General features: G+C 69.0%; 11 protein-coding genes. 7 read left to right on the forward strand and 4 right to left on the reverse strand.

Going from position 1 to position 17,710, the window contains the following annotated elements:
* Positions 1-234 carry an acyl-CoA carboxylase subunit epsilon gene (locus tag Pma05_RS43870; protein WP_203855122.1) on the forward strand — a complete coding sequence of 78 codons (234 nt, stop codon included), beginning with the start codon at positions 1-3 and terminating at the stop codon, positions 232-234.
* Positions 235-325: 91 nt separating this feature from the next.
* Positions 326-2,092, forward strand: coding sequence for an ATP-binding protein (locus Pma05_RS00010; protein ID WP_203855223.1), 1,767 nt, complete (start codon positions 326-328; stop codon positions 2,090-2,092).
* A 199-nt stretch (positions 2,093-2,291) separates the two neighbouring features.
* Here the strand turns inward: Pma05_RS00010 and Pma05_RS00015 are convergent, their stop codons facing one another.
* The 3 genes from Pma05_RS00015 to Pma05_RS00025 all read right to left on the reverse strand — a co-directional run bounded on the left by Pma05_RS00015 (position 2,292) and on the right by Pma05_RS00025 (position 7,215).
* Positions 2,292-3,584, reverse strand: coding sequence for an extracellular catalytic domain type 1 short-chain-length polyhydroxyalkanoate depolymerase (locus Pma05_RS00015; protein ID WP_203855123.1), 1,293 nt, complete (start codon positions 3,582-3,584; stop codon positions 2,292-2,294).
* 162 nt (positions 3,585-3,746) lie between these two features.
* A complete protein-coding gene (locus Pma05_RS00020) occupies positions 3,747-5,099 on the reverse strand; it encodes a glycoside hydrolase family 10 protein (RefSeq protein ID WP_203855124.1) in 1,353 nt (450 codons plus the stop codon).
* Positions 5,100-5,166: 67 nt separating this feature from the next.
* A complete protein-coding gene (locus Pma05_RS00025) occupies positions 5,167-7,215 on the reverse strand; it encodes a family 43 glycosylhydrolase (RefSeq protein WP_239311410.1) in 2,049 nt (682 codons plus the stop codon).
* A 774-nt stretch (positions 7,216-7,989) separates the two neighbouring features.
* Here Pma05_RS00025 and Pma05_RS00030 point away from each other — a divergent pair.
* The 5 genes from Pma05_RS00030 (at position 7,990) to Pma05_RS00050 (ending at position 16,510) form a co-directional block, all read left to right on the forward strand.
* Complete coding sequence (locus Pma05_RS00030) at positions 7,990-9,381, forward strand: glycoside hydrolase family 43 protein (RefSeq protein ID WP_203855126.1); 1,392 nt, start codon at positions 7,990-7,992, stop codon at positions 9,379-9,381.
* Positions 9,382-9,486: 105 nt separating this feature from the next.
* Positions 9,487-11,820 (forward strand): beta-L-arabinofuranosidase domain-containing protein, encoded by a 2,334-nt coding sequence (locus Pma05_RS00035; RefSeq protein ID WP_203855127.1) that lies wholly within the window; start codon positions 9,487-9,489, stop codon positions 11,818-11,820.
* Positions 11,821-11,897: 77 nt separating this feature from the next.
* Complete coding sequence (locus Pma05_RS00040) at positions 11,898-13,544, forward strand: glycoside hydrolase family 27 protein (RefSeq protein WP_203855128.1); 1,647 nt, start codon at positions 11,898-11,900, stop codon at positions 13,542-13,544.
* Between the two features lie 294 nt (positions 13,545-13,838).
* Positions 13,839-15,158, forward strand: coding sequence for a hypothetical protein (locus Pma05_RS00045; protein WP_203855129.1), 1,320 nt, complete (start codon positions 13,839-13,841; stop codon positions 15,156-15,158).
* A gap of 368 nt (positions 15,159-15,526) precedes the next feature.
* On the forward strand, positions 15,527-16,510 hold the full coding sequence (locus Pma05_RS00050) for a carbohydrate kinase family protein (RefSeq protein WP_203855130.1): 984 nt from the start codon (positions 15,527-15,529) through the stop codon (positions 16,508-16,510).
* Positions 16,511-16,675: 165 nt separating this feature from the next.
* Here Pma05_RS00050 and Pma05_RS00055 read toward each other — a convergent pair whose 3' ends face one another.
* Entirely contained in the window at positions 16,676-17,599 is a 924-nt protein-coding gene (locus Pma05_RS00055; protein ID WP_203855131.1) for a phosphatase PAP2 family protein, read from the reverse strand.
* Between the last annotated feature and the right edge of the window lie 111 nt (positions 17,600-17,710).

The following is a 17,710-nucleotide window of genomic DNA, read 5'->3' on the forward strand; positions in this document are numbered from 1 at the left end:
ATGAACGGCGCCGATCGGCAGTGGGAGGACGTGCCTGCCTGGCCGAAGGTCCTCGTACACGGCAACGCCACCCCCGAGCAGCTCGCCGCTGTCATGGTCGTACTCGCAGGCACCGCAAGGACGTGCGGCCCTGCCCTCGGCCGTACCTCGGTATGGGGCGAACGTGGCCGCCCTGCGCGCCAACCGTCAGCACCCGGGCCCGATGCCTGGCGCAGGTCGGCCCTGCCCCGCTGACCAGGGTGAGCCCTCGGAGCACCATCCCCGAAATCGTCGAAACCGTCGGTCGACTCAGCCTCTGCCCTGACTAGCCATGGAGCCCACCATGCTGAAGAAAGTGTTGATCGCAAACCGTGGCGAGATCGCCGTCCGTATCGCTCGGGCATGCAGAGACAGCGGCATCGGGTCGGTTGCCGTCTATGCCGATCCGGACCGGGACGCGTTGCACGTCAAGGTCGCGGACGAGGCGTACGCCATCGGAGGGACCACTCCTGCCGGTTCCTACCTCGTCCAGCAGAGGTTGCTCGAGGTCGCCCGCAAGTCGGGCGCGGACGCGGTCCACCCCGGCTACGGCTTCCTCGCGGAGAACGCCTCGTTCGCCCAGGCGGTCATCGACGCCGGCCTCACCTGGATCGGCCCCTCCCCCGAAGCCATCGACGCGCTGGGCGACAAGATCAAGGCTCGGCACATCGCGGCCCGGGCCAACGCCCCACTCGTACCCGGCACGCCCGACCCGGTCGCCGACGCCGAGGAGGTCGTCGCCTTCGCCAAGGAACACGGCCTGCCCGTGGCCATCAAGGCCGCCTACGGCGGGGGTGGGCGCGGCCTGAAGGTCGCGCGCGCCCTGGCGGAGATCCCGGAACTCTTCGAGTCCGCCAGCCGCGAGGCCGTGGCGGCGTTCGGGCGCGGGGAGTGCTTCGTCGAGCGATACCTGGACAAGCCCCGCCACGTCGAAACCCAGTGCCTTGCCGACATCCACGGCAACGTCGTGGTCGTCTCCACCCGCGACTGCACGTTGCAGCGCCGCCACCAGAAGCTTGTCGAGGAGGCACCCGCCCCGTTCCTGACCGACGAGCAGAACGCCGAACTGGTCCGCGCGTCCAAGGCCATCCTGAAAGAAGCCGGCTACCGCGGGGCCGGCACGTGCGAGTTTCTCGTCGGACAGGACGGCGCCATCTCGTTCCTCGAGGTCAACACCCGCCTCCAGGTCGAACACCCGGTCACCGAGGAGGTCACCGGCATCGACCTCGTACGCGAGCAGTTCCGCATCGCCAACGGCGAGTCGCTCGGCTACGACGACCCCGCCCCGACGCGGCACTCCATCGAGTTCCGGATCAACGGCGAGGACGCCGGCCGGGGCTTCCTGCCCGCACCGGGCGTCATCACCCGGTTCCGCGCGCCGACCGGACCGGGTGTGCGGCTCGACAGCGGTGTCGAAGCCGGCGACGTCGTCGGCGGCGCCTTCGACTCGATGCTGGCCAAGCTGATCGTCACCGGCCGCAACCGCAGCCAGGCCCTGGAGCGCTCCCGGCGTGCGCTGGCTGAATTCGTCGTCGACGGCATGCCCACGGTGATCCCGTTCCACCGCGCCGTGGTCGACGACGAGGCGTTCGCCCCGGCCGACCCGAACGAGGCGTTCTCCGTGCACACGCGGTGGATCGAGACCGAGTGGGAGAACACCGTCGAGCCCCACCCCGGCCCGGTCGCCGGGACGGACGAGAACGAGGGCGAGCGGCAGACCGTCGTCGTCGAGGTCGACGGCAAGCGGCTCGAGGTCGTACTACCGGGCGGGATGAGCTTCGATGGCAGCCCGGCGAGGAAGAAGCCGTCCACGCGCGCCAACGGCAGCAAGCGGGGCGCGGCGGTGTCCGGCGACGTACTCACCGCACCCATGCAGGGCACCATCGTCAAGATCTCAGTTGAGGAAGGTCAAGCCGTCGAGGCCGGCGAGCTGGTCGCGGTCCTGGAAGCCATGAAGATGGAACAGCCCATCAACGCCCACAAGGCCGGCACCATCACAGGCATCGCCACCGCCGTCGGCGACACCGTCCCCAGCGGCGCGGTCATCGTCGAGATCAAGGACATGGCGCCGTAAAACGCGAGCGCCTACCTCGGCGGCACCAGAACACCGTGCCGGCCGTCCGGGACCGGGTGGCTCGGGCGGGCATCGCCGGGCGGGGCAGACGTCGATGGCTGCCCCGGTGGTGGGCGATGCCGCCCGCCGTGGGCCAGCCCCTGGTGGGGCGGCCCACGGTCCGGCCTCGGACGACCCGCAGGTCGATCGCGGTACGGGTTCAGCCCGCCCTACAGGTCGGGGCGCTGCCGACCCCGCTCCCGTTGCCCTGGAAGCCGAACTCGGTCGCCTGGCCAGGAGCAAGCTGTCCGTTGTAGCCGACGTTGCCGAACCGGATGGTGCCGGTGCTGCCGCTGGCGGTGGCGTTCCAGGTGTTCGTCACCGACGCGCCACCCGGCAGAGTCAGGCTGACCGTCCAGCCGTCGGTGCCGCCGGAGCCGGCGGTGACGCGTACCGTGGTGACGAACCCACCGGTCCAGGACTGGACCGAGGCGGTGGCCGAACAACCACCGGGGGCCGGCGGCGAGGTGGTGGCCGGCGGGGTGGTCGGGTTCCCCGGCGGGGTGGTGGCGGGCGGCGTCGTCGGACCCGTGGCGCCGTCGAGGCCGAGGAAGCGGACAGCCTGGGCCCCGTCGAAGGGGATGGAATGGCCGTACCCCTGGAAACTGATCGCCTCGACCGGCGCCGTGCCACCGGTGCCGCCGTAGCGGGTACGGGTGGCGCTGGACTGCGGGTAGTCGGTATAGCTGGGGGTCTGGGACACTCCGTGCAGGTTGGTCCACTGCTTGATCTGCTCGCCGAAGTTGACGTAGCTCAGCGTGGTGTCCGTGGTGCCGTGCCAGATCTGGATCCGAGGGCGTCGCCCGGGGTAGCCGGGGTAGGCGTTGCGGACCAGGTCGCCCCACTGCTGCGGGGTCCTGGTGATCCGCCCACCGGAGCATTCGCTGTTCCACTCCGAGCCGTTGGTGGTGGCGAAACAGCCGAACGGAACGCCGGAGGAACTCACCCCGGCGCTGAACACGTCCGGATAGAGGCCGAGCATCACGTTGGTCATCATGGCGCCGGAGGAGAAGCCGGCGGCGACGATCCTGCTCGCGTCGACGGGGTAGCGCTGTCGCACGTAGTCGACCATGGATTTGAGGCCGATCGGATCACTGCCGCCGTCCCGCCGCAGGGCCTGCGGGGACGAGACGTCCCAGCACTTGCTGCTGCGGGTCACCGACGGGTAGATCACGATGTAGCCGTAGCGGTCGGCCAGGGAGCTGAGCGGGAAGCCGGTGTGCAGCGCCGGTCCGCTGCCCGTGCAGTAGTGCAGGGCGAGGAGTAGCGCCGGCCGGGCCGCCACCCGGTCCGGCACGTAGAGGTGCATCTGTAGGTTGGTCGGATTGGCACCGAAGTTGGTGACCTGGGTCAAGGTGGCGGCCTGCGCCGGTGCGGCGACCATCAGCACGGTGGTCACCGCGGCCACGGCCGTCGCCAGCCCGGCCGCCAGCAGGGAGCTTCTCGTTCTCATCGGCACTTCCTTGTCGGAATCGACGGTGGAGGTTCCAGCCCCACGGATGCCCGGCCCACGGATCGTTGCCGTTCCTGGCCGGGACGAGGCGCCGGATCCGAGCCGTCGGTGCAGGGCGGGCCGGCCCGGCCCGGGTGAATCCCGGGCCGGGCCGGCGGTGGATCAGGTCGCGGTGCAACTCGGAGTCATGCCGGATCCGCTCCCATTGCCCTGGAAGCCGAACTCGGTCGCCTGACCAGGCGCGAGCTGTCCGTTGTAGCTGACATTGCTGAACCGCACCGTGCCGGTACTGCCACTGGCCGTGGCACTCCAGGTGCTGGTGACACTGGCCCCACCGGGTAGCGTCACCGCCACCGTCCAGCCCCGGGTACCGGCCGATCCGGCGGTGACCCGCAGATTGGCGACGAACCCGCCGGTCCACTGGTTCAGCGTCACCGACGCGGTGCAGCCCGCACCACCGGCCGGTGGCGTGGTCGGGTTGCCCGGAGGCGTGGTGGCCGGCGGGGTGCCACCGCCGGCGTTCAGCTCGGCGAGAACCGCGTCGTACGCCGGCTTCTTGTTGCCGTTGCAGTCGAAGAGCAACGGGTTCTGGCCGGTACGCCACGAATCGCAGTCCCGCACGCCCCAGACCGTGATACCCGTGCAGCGCGAGATCGCCATGCAGGCGCGGGTCACCGTACGGAAGATGTTGGCCTGGTTGGAGCCCTGCTGGACGTCCAGCTCGGTGATCTGCACCTCGACGCCCAGGTCGGCGAAGCGTTGCAGGTTGGCCTGGTAGTCGCCGGGGACTGAGGTGCCCAGGTGCGACTGGAATCCGACGCAGTCGATCGGTACGCCCCGGGCCCTGAAGTCGCGCACCATGTTGTAGATGCCGGTCGACTTCGCGTTGATCCCGTCGGTGTTGTAGTCGTTGTAGCAGAGCTTGGCGCCCGGGTCGGCGGCGTCCGCGGCCCGGAACGCGGCCTCGATCCAGTCGTTGCCGGTGCGTTGCAGGTTCGAGTCGCGCCGGCCACCGCTGCCGCCGTCGGCGAACGCCTCGTTCACCACGTCCCAGGCGTAGATCTTGCCGCGCCAGTGCGACGCGACCTGGGTGACGTGGTTGATCGCGGCGCTGCGCAGGTCGCTACCGGAGAGGTTCTGCGCCCACCCGGGCTGCTGCGCGTGCCAGAGGAGCGCGTGCCCGCGCACTCTCATGCCACGTGCCTGCGCGTGCGCCACCAGTTGGTCGCCGCGGGCCCAGTTGAACTGGTTCCGCTGCGGCTCGGTCGCGTCCCATTTCATGCCGTTCTCGTTCGTGAGCTGGTTGAACTCACGGTTCAGCACGGTCATGTACGCGGAGTTGCTGAACATGTGGGGATCGGTCGCCGTACCGAAGTAGCGGCCCTTCTCCGCCGCCGCGCCGCCCAGCGTGGTACCCGCGCTGGCGGGCGGCGCCAGCGCCACCGTCATGCCGGCCACGAGTGCGCCGGCGGCGGTGATGGTCGCCATCAGTTGCAGTGTTCGCTTCCTACTCATGTCGCTGCCTTCTCGGTGTCGGTTTCCTATGGTGTGGGTGAGTGCCCGGACTCACGCGCGGTAACGCTCATGGGGTGGTGAGGTCGAAGCGGCGTACGGTGACGGCGCCGCCGAGTGCCTGGGTGGCGTGGTTGAAGATGCCGAAGCGGTAGCCCATGAAGAACTGCCAGGCGTTGTTGAGGGTGAAGGCCGGCCCGAGGCTGGTGAAGGTGGTGCCGTCGGTGCTGTAGGAGAAGCGGGCCTGTCGGCCGCTGCCGGGCCGGATGTCGGCGTTGACGCGCAGCCAGAGCCGGCCGCCGGAGACGGTGGCGGAGGCGCGCTCGGTGCCGGTGCCGGTGGTGTTCCAGTTGCTGTCCATGGTGAGGCCGTCGGTCATCACGACCCGGGCGGCGCCGTTGTCGCGTTTGACGCCGATCCAGGCGGACTGGTCGCGGAGCATGGCCAGGCCGGTCCGGTCACCGTCGCGCATGGTGGAGTAGTCCAGCTCGATGGTGGCGGTCGACGACGGCCCCTGGATGCGGTGGGTCAGGGTGTTGCGGGCGTTGTAGAGATCGTTCGTGACGGTGGCGGTCTGTAGCCGCAGGCCGTTGTTGACCGACCAGCGGGCGTTGTCCGGGACGTGGTTCCACTCGTACTGCGGACCCAGCGCCGTGCCGGCGAACGTGTCGGAGCCGGTGAGGGGCTTGACCGGCCGGATGGGCAGCGGATTGGGATAGTTGACGCCCCAGCCGCCGTTGACGGTCTGGATGCTGGGCCAACCGTCGCCGCTCCAGGTGATCGGGGCGAGCGCGGGGACCCGGCCGCCCGGATAGGCGTCGACGAAGCTCATGTAGTACCAGGCGCCGTTCTGGGTCTGGACGAGGCCGCCCTGGTGGGGTACCCCGCCGCCGGAGATCGGGCCGGGCATGTTGAGCAGCACCTGGCGCATCTCGTACGGGCCCCACGGGTTGTTCGCCTTCAGCACGTACTGGCCGTTGGCCGGGCGGGTGAGCCAGATGTAGTAGCTGCCGTTGCGCTTGTAGAAGCGGGCCCCCTCCAGGGTTCCCACGCTCGACGGGGTCTGGAACACCTGCTGCGCGCGGACCTGGGACAGGCCGTCGGCGGAGAGCTGCGCGACACTGATGGTGCCGTTGCCGTACGCGACGTACATGGTGTCGTTGTCGTCGACGAGCAGGCCGGCGTCGTAGTAGCAGTTGTTGATCCGTGAGCGCTTCGTCCACGGTCCCTCCGCCGCGCTGGCGGTGTAGACGTAGCTGCGGTTGAACTCGGTGCAGCCGACCCAGTAGAAGGTGTTGTTGCTGCGCCGGTGGCCGAGGGTGGAGGCCCAGATGCCCCGCACGTACGCCCGTCCGCCGGTCAGGCTGTAGGCGTTGTTCTCGAACTCGGCCAGGCTCGGCACCGAGTGCCCGGCGAACTCCCAGTTCACCAGGTCGTACGACCGCAGGATCGGCGCACCTGGCGAGTAGTGCATGGTCGAGGCCGTCATGTAGTAGACGTCGTTCACCCGGATGACCTCGACATCGGCGAAGTCCTGCCACACCACCGGGTTCGTGTACGAGCCGCCGGGCGGCGGTGTGCTGGGGTTGCCGCCGCCGCCCACCCGGACGAGCTGCCACTGCTGGTTGGCACCGTTCCAGTCGTCGTACTGCACGACGTTCCCGCCGTCGGCGGTCGAGGCGTTCTGCACCTCCATCACCTTGTTGCTGTTCCGGTTGACCAACCGGACGTAGCCGCCGTCGGAGTCGACCAACCGGAACTGCTGGTTCGTCCCGTTGCCGTCCGCCCACTGCACGACGGCGGCACCGTTCGCGGTCGAGAAGTTGTAGACGTCCAGCACCTTGCCGGAATGCCGCGACTTCAGCCGGTAGTAGCCACCGCCGGAGTCCACGAACTGCCACTGCTGCTGGTTACCGTCGTTCCGCGTCCACTGGGTGATCCGCGCACCGTCGTTGGTGGCCGAGTTGTACACATCCAGCGCCTTGCCGCTGTTCCGGTTCACCAACACGTACCAGGCACTGGTATCCACTGTCGCCGCGGCGGCCGGCACCGAGCCCACCGCCACGGCACCACCGCCCACCAGCACCGCCGCCACTGCCCCGGCGACAGCCCGCGGCAACCACCTCAGCCGTGCCGGTGCGGGCAAAGAAGATCCGCCAAAAATACCCATGGTTCTCCTCCAACTGGCGATACTCGGGCTAGCCGCCCCGCCGGCAGGTGCACGGCGACGCACGAGGTGCGACCCACCCTCACCGGCTGATCTAGAACGCTCACAGGGCGTCCGCATGCCCTGACGCACGCCTGGAGCGGAGGTACGACGAGGCGGCTCGCCCGGTGAGCCATCTTCACGTCGCCCTCGCCCATCGACTGTGAGCGATAACATGCCCGTCGTCAAGTTGTGGCGGCGCCGCAAAATCGATACAGCCGGGCAACCGCTTTCTTCCCCCGTTCCACCAGTCCGCACCCCCGGGCCGCCTGGCAACAGGTCCCCGCCACCCGCTTCGGGCAGCAGATACGGCCGCCAGGCGGGGCGTCGTCGCACTTGAACCTGTGTCGCCCGGATCTCGGCCGGGTATCGGGGCGGCAATGGCAGGCTTGCGGACGCGTTATCGGCGGGTGTATGTTACCGCTCACATCGACGCTCGCTTATGGCATCACTGACGTACCGTCCCCTACCCGTCAGGTAACGACCTCGGCCCGAGCGGTCCAGACGGCACAGCCGGGTCGCCGGCCGCCCGGACAGCGCCACAGCGCTTCCGTGGGCTCCGGAAGTCCCCGAGACCCGCTCGGCCGGATGCCCGCCCGCGGCGACAGGTTCGGGCAACGAGAAAGCTTCCCCCTCACTGCCGTCCCAAGCTCGACCGCAGGCCCGGCGGTCAGAAAGGTCAACATCGTGGCGATAACCCGACGACAGTTCACCCTGGGGGCCCTCGCCTCCTCCGCGCTCACCGCGACCGGTCTGGCCGCCAGCCCGGGAGCCGCGCTGGCCGCGACATACACCGCCTACGTCATGACCTACTTCACCGAGTCGCCCAACCAGAGCGGTGCCAACTACGGCCTGCACGTCGCGGTGAGCCGGGACGGGCTCACCTGGACACCGCTGAACCAGAACAATCCGCTCGTCACCCCGACCGCCGGTGACCTGGGCCTGCGCGACCCCTACATCTTCCGCAAGCAGGACGGCACCTTCGTGGTGGTCGCGACCGACCTGTACGGCACCAACTTCGGCCGCAACAGCCAGTACCTACACGTGTACGACTCGACGGACCTGACGAGCTTCACCGGGTACCGGCGGATCCGCATGCACACCTACACCAACGTCCACACCTGGGCGCCGACGGTCTTCTGGGACGCCGGGCGCGGCCAGTACGCCATCGTCTACTCGGCCAACACCAGCACGGACCTGTTCCTGGTGAACTACACCTCGGACTTCCGCACCGCCAGTGGGCCGCAGACCTACTTCAGCCCGGGATTCCCCATTCTCGACGCGGACATCCGGGTCAGCGGCGGCGTCACGTACATGTTCTACAAGAACCTCTCGAACGGGAACCTGTACGGGGCACGGTCCAGCACCGGCGCGCCGAACAGCTTCACCACCTACACCAGTGGGCTGCGGCAGGGCAACGCCATCGAGGGAGCGCACCTGGTGCCGCGCAACGACGGCGGCGCCTGGTGGCTGTGGGGTGACTCGTTCTCCCCGGTCAACAACGACATGTACCTGTGGTCCACCGGCAACGTCGGCGGCAACTCGTGGTCCGTGATGAACCAGCGCGACTACACCCCGCCGCTCAACTCCAAGCACGGCTCGATCACCGGAATCACCGACGCCGAGTACAACGCCGCGGTCAACCGCTGGGGTACGCCGAACTGGGTCCGGCTCAAGTCCTCCAACTTCCCCGACTACTTCGTCCGGCATTCCAACAACGCGGTCCGGATCGACCCGTACCCGTTCGAGCCGTACCAGGACCAGATGTGGCGGATGGTGCCCGGCCTCGCCGACTCGGCCGGGGTCTCCTTCGAGTCGGTGAACCGCCCCGGCCAGTACATCCGGCACAGCGGCTACGTGGCGCGGATCGACCCGAACGACAACAGCTCGACCTTCCGCGCCGACGCCACCTTCTACCGCACCGCGGGCCTGGCCGACAGCTCGTGGTCGTCCTTCCGCTCGTACAACGTCCCCGACCGTTACCTGCGGCACGCCGGATACGTCCTGCGCATCGACCCGCTCAGCTCCAGTTCCAGCGCGACGGACCGGCAGGACGCCACCTTCCGCGTCACCTCGTAGTCACCACCGCCCGCGGCCGGGGCTTCCGCCGTCCGGCCCGGCTCCCGCCGCCTCGACCCGTCGCACCCCACAGCACACCGCTCCTCGCCAACCTGGAGAGCCACCGTGTCACTTCCGCACCTGAGCCGGCGCCGGCTGTTGCAGGCCGCCGGCGCCGCCACCGTCGCCACCGCCGTCGGCCCAGCGATCGCCGGCGCCCACGCGGCAGCCGCAGTCCCCCCGGTCCGGCCGGACATCGGCGTCTCCGCGTACCCGTTCGAGCTCGGCCGGGTACGGCTGACCAACAGCCGATGGCTGGACAACCAGAACCGGACGATGAACTACCTGCGTTTCGTCGACGTCAACCGGCTGCTCTACAACTTCCGGGCCAACCACCGGTTGTCCACCAACGGCGCCGCCTCGAACGGCGGCTGGGACGCGCCGTCGTTCCCGTTCCGCACCCACATGCAGGGGCACTTCCTGACCGCCTGGGCGCAGGCGTACGCGGTGCTCGGCGACACCACCTGCCGGGACAAGGCCAACTCCATGGTGGCCGAACTCGCCAGGTGCCAGGCCAACAACGCCGCCGCCGGATTCAACCCCGGATACCTCTCCGGCTTCCCCGAGTCCGACTTCAACGCCCTGGAGGCGCGCACGCTGAGCAACGGCAACGTGCCGTACTACGTCATCCACAAGACCCTGGCGGGCCTGCTCGACGTGTGGCGCCTCATCGGCAACAACCAGGCCCGCGACGTGCTCCTGTCGCTCGCCGGCTGGGTCGACTGGCGCACCGGCCGGCTGACTCCCAGCCAGATGCAGAACATGCTCGGCACCGAGTTCGGCGGCATGAACGCCGTACTCACCGACATCTACCAGCAGACCGGCGACGGTCGCTGGCTGACCGCGGCGCAACGGTTCGACCACGCCGCCGTGTTCAACCCGTTGGCGGCCAACTCCGACCAACTCAACGGGCTGCACGCCAACACGCAGGTGCCGAAGTGGGTGGGGGCCGCCCGGGAGTACAAGGCCACCGGCACCACGCGGTACCGCGACATCGCCAGCAACGCCTGGAGCATCTGCGTCGGCGCGCACACGTACGCGATCGGCGGCAACAGCCAGGCCGAGCACTTCCGCCCGCCGAACGCCATCGCCGGCTACCTCCGGCAGGACACCTGCGAGCACTGCAACACCTACAACATGCTCAAGCTGACCCGGGAACTGTGGCTGCTGGACCCGAACCGGGCCGCCTACTTCGACTTCTACGAGCGAGCCCTGCTCAACCACATCGTCGGGGCGCAGAACCCGACCGACAGCCACGGGCACATCACCTACTTCACCCCACTCAACCCTGGCGGCAGGCGTGGTGTGGGTCCGGCGTGGGGCGGCGGCACCTGGAGCACCGACTACAACTCCTTCTGGTGCTGCCAGGGCACGGGCATCGAGGTGAACACGGCGCTGATGGACTCCGTCTACTTCTACAACGGCAGCACGCTGACCGTGAACCTGTTCCTGCCGTCGGTACTCACCTGGGCCCAGCGGGGCATCACCGTCACCCAGACCACCAGCTACCCGGTCAGCGACACCACCACGCTCGCCCTGTCCGGCACGATGAGCGGCTCGTGGAGCATCCGGGTACGGATCCCGGCCTGGACCACCGGCGCGACGATCAGCGTCAACGGCACGGCGCAGAGCATCGCCACCACCCCTGGCAGCTACGCGACCATCACCCGCACCTGGTCCGCGGGCGACACCATCACCGTCCGGCTGCCCATGCGGGCCGTCACGCAGGCCGCCAACGACAACCCGAACGTCGCCGCGGTCACGTACGGCCCGGTCGTGCTGTCCGGGAACTACGGCAACACCGCCCTCAGCGCCCTGCCGGCGCTCACCGTCTCGTCGGTCACCCGCACCAGTGGCAGTTCGCTGGCCTTCACCGCCGCCGCGAACGGCGCCACGGTCAACCTGGGCCCCTTCTACGACGCCCACGGGCACAACTACACCGTCTACTGGAGCACCAGCGGCGGCGGCGACCCCGGTGGTGCCAGCCACCGGCTGGTCAACGCCGGCACCGGCCAGGTCCTCGGCATCCAGGACATGTCCACCGCCGACGGCGGACTCGCGGTCCAATGGGGTGACACCGGCACCGCCGACCACAACTGGGTCGTGGTCACCGAGGGCAGCGCCGTCAAGCTACGCAACGTCAACAGCGGCAAGGTCCTCGGCGTGGAGAACATGTCCACCGCCGACAACGCCCGCGTCCTGCAATGGTCTGACAACGGCACCGCCGACCACCTGTGGACGCTCCTGGACCAGGGCGACGGAACCTACAAGATCCGCAATGTGCACAGCGGCAAGCTGCTCGGCATCCTCGACGGCTCCACCGCCTGGGGGGCGCAGGCCGTGCAGGACTCCGACAACGGCAGCGCCGACAACCGCTGGCGACTCGTCCGCAACAACTGAACATTCGCGAGCTGGCAGCGTACGTCCACCGGCAGGCCCGGGATCAGCGCTGCCACTTCGCGAGGATTGGAGAGCCAATGCGCGTACACATCCGATGGCTGGCCGCGCTGAGCATCGCCCTGGTCGCGGCCGGCACCACCGTGGTCGACGCGGTTCTCTCACCGCGTCCGGCACAGGCGTTGAACAACGGCGTGGCCCGCACTCCGCCGATGGGTTGGAACAGCTGGAACACCTTCGGCTGCAACATCAACGAAACCCTGATCCGGCAGATGGCCGATGCGATCGTCAACTCCGGCATGCGGGACCTGGGCTACAAGTACGTCGTGGTCGACGACTGCTGGATGAACTCGACCCGGGACGCGCAGGGCAACCTCCAGGCCAGCCCGAGCCGGTTCCCCAGCGGTATGAAGGCCCTCGGCGACTACCTGCACTCCCGTGGCCTGCTCTTCGGCATCTACCAGGCGCCGCTGGACCGCACCTGCGCCCAGTACTTCGGCGCCTATCCCGGCGCGACCGGCGCCCAGGGCCACGAGGTCCAGGACGCCCGCCAGTTCGCCGCCTGGGGCGTCGACTACCTGAAGTACGACTGGTGCTCCCCCAGCGGCACCATCGACGAGCAGGTGGCGAGGTTCGCCGTCATGCGCGACGCCCTCGCCGCCACCGGCCGTCCCATCCTCTACAGCATCAACCCGAACAGCATCCACGCCAAGACCGGACCGCTGCGTAACTGGGGCGACGTCGCCAACATCTGGCGTACCACCGAGGACATCACCAACGCCTGGAACACCGGCCAGACCAACGGCTACCCCATGGGCATCCAGAACATCGTCGACGTCAACGTGCCGCTGGCCCACTACGCCGGACCCGGTGCGTTCAACGACCCGGACATGATGGAGGTCGGCCGGGGCGGCATGACCGACACCGAGATGCGCAGCCACTTCGCCCTGTGGGCCATCATGGCGGCGCCACTCGTCGCCGGCAACGACATTCGCAGCATGGACGCCGCCACCCAGACCATCCTGAAGGCCCAGAACCTGATCGCGATCAACCAGGATCCATTGGGCCTACAGGCGGCACAGGTGTCCAACGACGGTACCCGGCGGGTGCTCGCCAAGCGGCTGGGCAACGGGGACGTCGCGGTGGCCCTGTTCAACCAGGGCAGCACCAGCACGACCGTCACCACCACGGCAGCGGCGATCGGCAAGTCCGGCACCTCGTTCACGCTGCGCGATGCCTGGACCAATGCCACCTCCACGACCTCCGGATCGATCAGCGCGTCGGTGCCGGCGCACGGCACCGTCGTCTACCGGGTCAGCGGCGGGGGCACCACCCCGCCACCCACGACCGCCTTCCGGCTGCGTAGCGAGTCCAGCGGCCGATGCCTCGACCTCGACGACAACAACACCGCCAACGGCACCGGAATGCTGGTCTGGGACTGCCACACCAGCGCCAACCAGCAATTCACCCAGTCCGGTCAGTCGCTGCGGGTGCTCGGCAAGTGCCTGGACATACCGACGAACGCCACCGCCGGTACCCGGGTGCAGATCTGGGACTGTAACGGCGGAACCAACCAGCAGTGGACCTTCAACGGCAACGGCACCATCAGCAACGTCAGGTTCCCCTCGCTCTGTCTGGACGTCGACAACAACGGCACGGCCAACGGCACCGCCGTGCTCGTCTGGACCTGCCACACCGCCGCCAACCAACGGTGGGCTCGGGCGTGACCGTGCTCGACCGGGTGGCCCGGGGACGTCAACCTCGGGAAGCCTTCCCCCTGGCCACCCGGTCGAGCTCGCACGCCAGAACCTCGCTCGCCCGCCCGCCCCCAGCGTGGCCAACTGAACCCCGGGTTTGAGGATCATGCCGTCCCCTACCACTTGACACGGCGGCGGGTGGCGCGCATCCTCCTGCTAAATCAGTTTAGCGACCCGCCTCCCAGACAACCCGCCGAGCGCTGGCGCCGTGTGTCGGCCGGCTGCGCGGACCGGGCGGGCCGCCTCCGGGAGGAAGGGATCTGGATGAGGCTACGAAGAGGGGTGATCGTCGGGCTCGTCTCCGTGCTGGCGCTCGCCTCTTCTGGTACTGCCTACGGAAGCCTGGGTAACCAGGGCGCTTCGGAGACGGGTGTCCGGAGCGTCACGCCGATCACCACGGTCTACACGTACGGGCAGAAGGTGTCCGCGGTCGCGGTCGAGTACGCCGGGACGGTCAACCCACGGACGGTGGACAAGACGACGTTCGGGGTGTCGGACACGATCTACAACTTCCGGTTCAACCCCATCGAGGATCTCCCGAAGCTGGCCGACCGGACCGTCACGCACACCTACACCAACAGCGCACCGACGACCCGACCGGACCGCCGCTCGGTGCCGGGCAGGTACGTCATCGTCGAGCTGGATCCGGCCGACCCCGGCGGCTGGACGGTCATCGTCTCCAAGTGCCCGACCTTTCTCTGCACCGTGAAGGTGAATCCCGAGCTCCCGACCCGGGTGGTGCAGCGGAAGGACGTCCACGGCCAACCGGGGCACGGGTCGGGTAAGGGCCCGGTACTCGCCAAAGCCGCGCCGCACCGCTCTCTCGGTGTCACCGAGAAGGCGGTCAACCTCCTCGTCGACGAGTTCACGTACGGCTCGTTCCTGAGCGGCGGAATGGTGCTGCCCTACCACTACCACCTGCCGAAGAACTACCAGCCCGGCAGGAGATATCCGCTCGTGGTCGTCCTGCCCGGTCACGGCATGGGCTGGGACGGAGACAACCTGGGGGTCCAGATCGCGGCCGACATCCCCGCGACCGCGTGGCTGCGGCCGAGCTGGACCGGCAGCAGCGAGGACGTGATCGTGCTGGCCCCGCAGAACCAGCGGGTCGGTGCCGCCGCCGAGGCCGACCTGCTGGTCAAGCTGCTCGACCAGTTCGTCCGCGACTTCGCCGTGGACACCCGACGGGTCTACGCGTCGACCGTCTCGTACGGCTCCAGGCTGCTGTGGGAGGCATTCGCGAAACGCCCTGACCTGTTCGCCGCCGGACTGCTCACCGGTGGTTTCCCGGTCAGCGCGGAGCAGGCGACCGCGATCGCGAACGCCGAGATTCCGCTCTGGATCACGCACGGCGTACACGACCACCTGCTCAACGTCTCGGGGGCGCGCAACTCCGCCGCGGCGTTGCGGGCGGCGTACGCGGGGCGGGGGAAGACACCGGAGCAGACCGCCGATCTCGTGCGCTACATCGAGTACGAGGACAACGCCTTCTCGTTGCCGGACTACCACGCGGCGTTCGGACCGACGTACGAGGACAGCGGAATCCTGCGCTGGCTGCTGGCCCAGACGAAGCCGTCAGCGTAACGCCCGGTCGGCCCGTCCTGCTCTGTCGAGGGCGGGCCGACCGGCCCGGCTCGTCCTGATGCAATCGGGCGGGGTCCGGGTGCCACCGTGCGGACGAGCTGAACCTGACCAGCACCTGGACCGACACCAAGCCCAGCCCGGACAAGATACTGGTCTGACGCGCGCCGAACCTTTACCTGTCTCTCCCGGGAGTCACCAGTGAACCTTTTTCAACCTGAACCGCGCGGCGCTCACACACCGCCTCCGACCTTGCGCTGCGACAGACCGCAAGGGGAGGTTGAAAAAGGTTCAGTGATCAGACCGACGCCGACGGCGATCGAGTGGAACGACCGCCCCTGGTGGGTAACCGGGAAGGCCGCCGTACCGTCATGACAGAGGGCACCACCCATTTTCGTGATCACGCCAGCCGTTCGGCAGGTTCGCTGGCAGGGCACGTGCTCGTCGTCGGCGAGGCGCTGATCGACATCGTCGGCACCGGCAACTCGACGCACGGCACCAAGGCGATCCCGGGCGGCTCGCCGGCCAACGTCGCGGTCGGCCTCGCCCGGCTCGGCGTTCCGACCGAGTTGGTCACCCGGTTCGGCACCGACCGGTACGGTCACCAACTCGGCGCACATCTCTCGGGCAACGGCGTCCAGCTCGCGCCGGGCTCGGTGGACCCTGGGTTCCGGACCAGCACGGCGACCGCGGTCCTGGACCGGGATGGTGTCGCGTCGTACGAGTTCGACATTCGCTGGGAGCCGCCTGGTCTGACCATGAACCGTGGCTGCTCCGCCATCCACACCGGGTCCATCGCGGCCGTCCTGGAGCCAGGGGCCGACGCGATCCGGACGTTCCTCGGCGAGGTGGCGGATCATCCGGTCACGGTGACCCTGGACCCGAACGCCCGCCCGACGATCACCCCGGATTCCGACACCACCTGGTCCGCGATACGAGGGCTGGCCGCACTGTCGGATCTGGTCAAGCTCAGCGATGAGGATTGCGCGTTCCTCCGGGCCGGATCGTCGCCGGACGAGGTCGCGGCCGAGTTGCTCGCGGCGGACCGGACCAGGTGCGTCGTGATCACCCGGGGTGGCGACGGCGCGATCGGCCTCACCCGCACAGCTCGGGTCGAGGTCAACGCGCCGGACATCACGGTGATCGACACCGTGGGCGCGGGCGACTCGTTCATGTCCGCGCTGATCGCCGGACTGCACGCGCGCGGGCTGCTCGGCGGCGCCCGGCTCGATGGCCTGGACGACGTCGTCCTGCGCGATGTCCTCGACTACGCGGTGAAGGCAGCAGCAATCACGTGTACCCGGCATGGCGCCGACCCGCCGACGGCCACCGAGCACACCAACACCTGGGGCTGACGACGTGCCGGGGTCGGGCCGATCGCTGGCCGGCGAGTCCTGATCGGCATCGGCCCGCTCATCCTCGTCAAAGGAGGCGCCTTCGGCCGGTAAACGCCTGGTAGCCGACGAGCGGTAACACCCCCTCGTGGGTGCGCTGCCGCTCGTCCACCTCAGCACATCTGCTCAGGTAACCGCCGCGATGCTCACCGCGCTGTAGATCGCCGCCAGAGCGCCGAGGGCGGTGACGGTGAAGGCGACGACAGGGCGAAGCGCGGCGCCTGCTACCCGTCCCGGGGCGGGTTGCAGGCGGGCGAGGGGAAGAATGACCGTCTCGGGCAGTCGTGCGGCTGTCGCCACCGTCACCAGCCAGCAGGCTCCCAGCGCCCAACCGGCCAGGACGTCGCTCGGGTAGTGCACACCCAGGTACACGCGTGACAGGCCCACCGCGACGGCGAGGACGCCGGCGGTCAGCCAGGCGGTGGCCTGGAGAGTCCGGCTCGCCGTGACCATGGAGATCAACCAGGCCACCGTGCCGAGGATGACCAGCGCACTGGCCGCGTGCCCGGACGGGAACGAGAACCCGGACTCGAACACGGCCCGGTACAGCGGGTCGGGCCGGTCACGGCTGATCAGAGCCTTGATGCCGGCCACGAGCAGCGCTCCACCGCCACCGGCGACGGCAGCGAGTACGACGGGCCGCCATGACCGCAGCCGCAGCGCGACGGCGCAGGCCACTGTGCTGAGGATGGCGGCGAGCAGGACCTTGCCGCCGATATCGGTGACGAGCACGACGACGTGATCGCCGCCGCCGCGCCGGTCGGCTATCCATTCGACAATCGGACGATCGACAACGGTGAGGTCGTCGTTGTCGAGTACCCCGTCCAGGATCTCCAGGAAGACCGCGATGAGCGCGAACGCCGTCGCCACGCCCGCGACGATGACGAGCAGACCCCGCACCGTCTCGTGCTCAAGCCAGCGCGGTGGTCGCCGGCGGTCCGAGCGGGCCCGGAACCGGCGCACGGCCGGTCGCGCGCAGACCACGACCCCGAACGCGACCGCCACCGCGACCAGCGCGAGGGCCAAGCTGACGAACATGGTTGCGCTCAACGGTGTTCCCACCTTCGCTCAGGCAGCGGCTCGGAGACGTCGCACGGCCTGAGTATCCCGGTTCGGGCGGGCAAAGGCGCCCGGCCCGACCCCTCGCTCCGCCGCGGACGT

Source organism: Plantactinospora mayteni (assembly GCF_016862935.1).
In the GTDB taxonomy this organism is placed as follows: domain Bacteria; phylum Actinomycetota; class Actinomycetes; order Mycobacteriales; family Micromonosporaceae; genus Plantactinospora; species Plantactinospora mayteni.

Excerpts from the sequence above, each read along its gene's own strand:
- Pma05_RS43870 (WP_203855122.1), top strand. The coding sequence starts at position 1 with ATGAACGGCGCCGATCGGCAGTGGGAGGACGTGCCTGCCTGGCCGAAG.
- Pma05_RS00015 (WP_203855123.1), bottom strand. The coding sequence starts at position 3,584 with ATGAGAACGAGAAGCTCCCTGCTGGCGGCCGGGCTGGCGACGGCCGTG.
- Pma05_RS00020 (WP_203855124.1), bottom strand. The coding sequence starts at position 5,099 with ATGAGTAGGAAGCGAACACTGCAACTGATGGCGACCATCACCGCCGCC.
- Pma05_RS00040 (WP_203855128.1), top strand. The coding sequence starts at position 11,898 with ATGCGCGTACACATCCGATGGCTGGCCGCGCTGAGCATCGCCCTGGTC.
- Pma05_RS00045 (WP_203855129.1), top strand. The coding sequence starts at position 13,839 with ATGAGGCTACGAAGAGGGGTGATCGTCGGGCTCGTCTCCGTGCTGGCG.
- Pma05_RS00050 (WP_203855130.1), top strand. The coding sequence starts at position 15,527 with ATGACAGAGGGCACCACCCATTTTCGTGATCACGCCAGCCGTTCGGCA.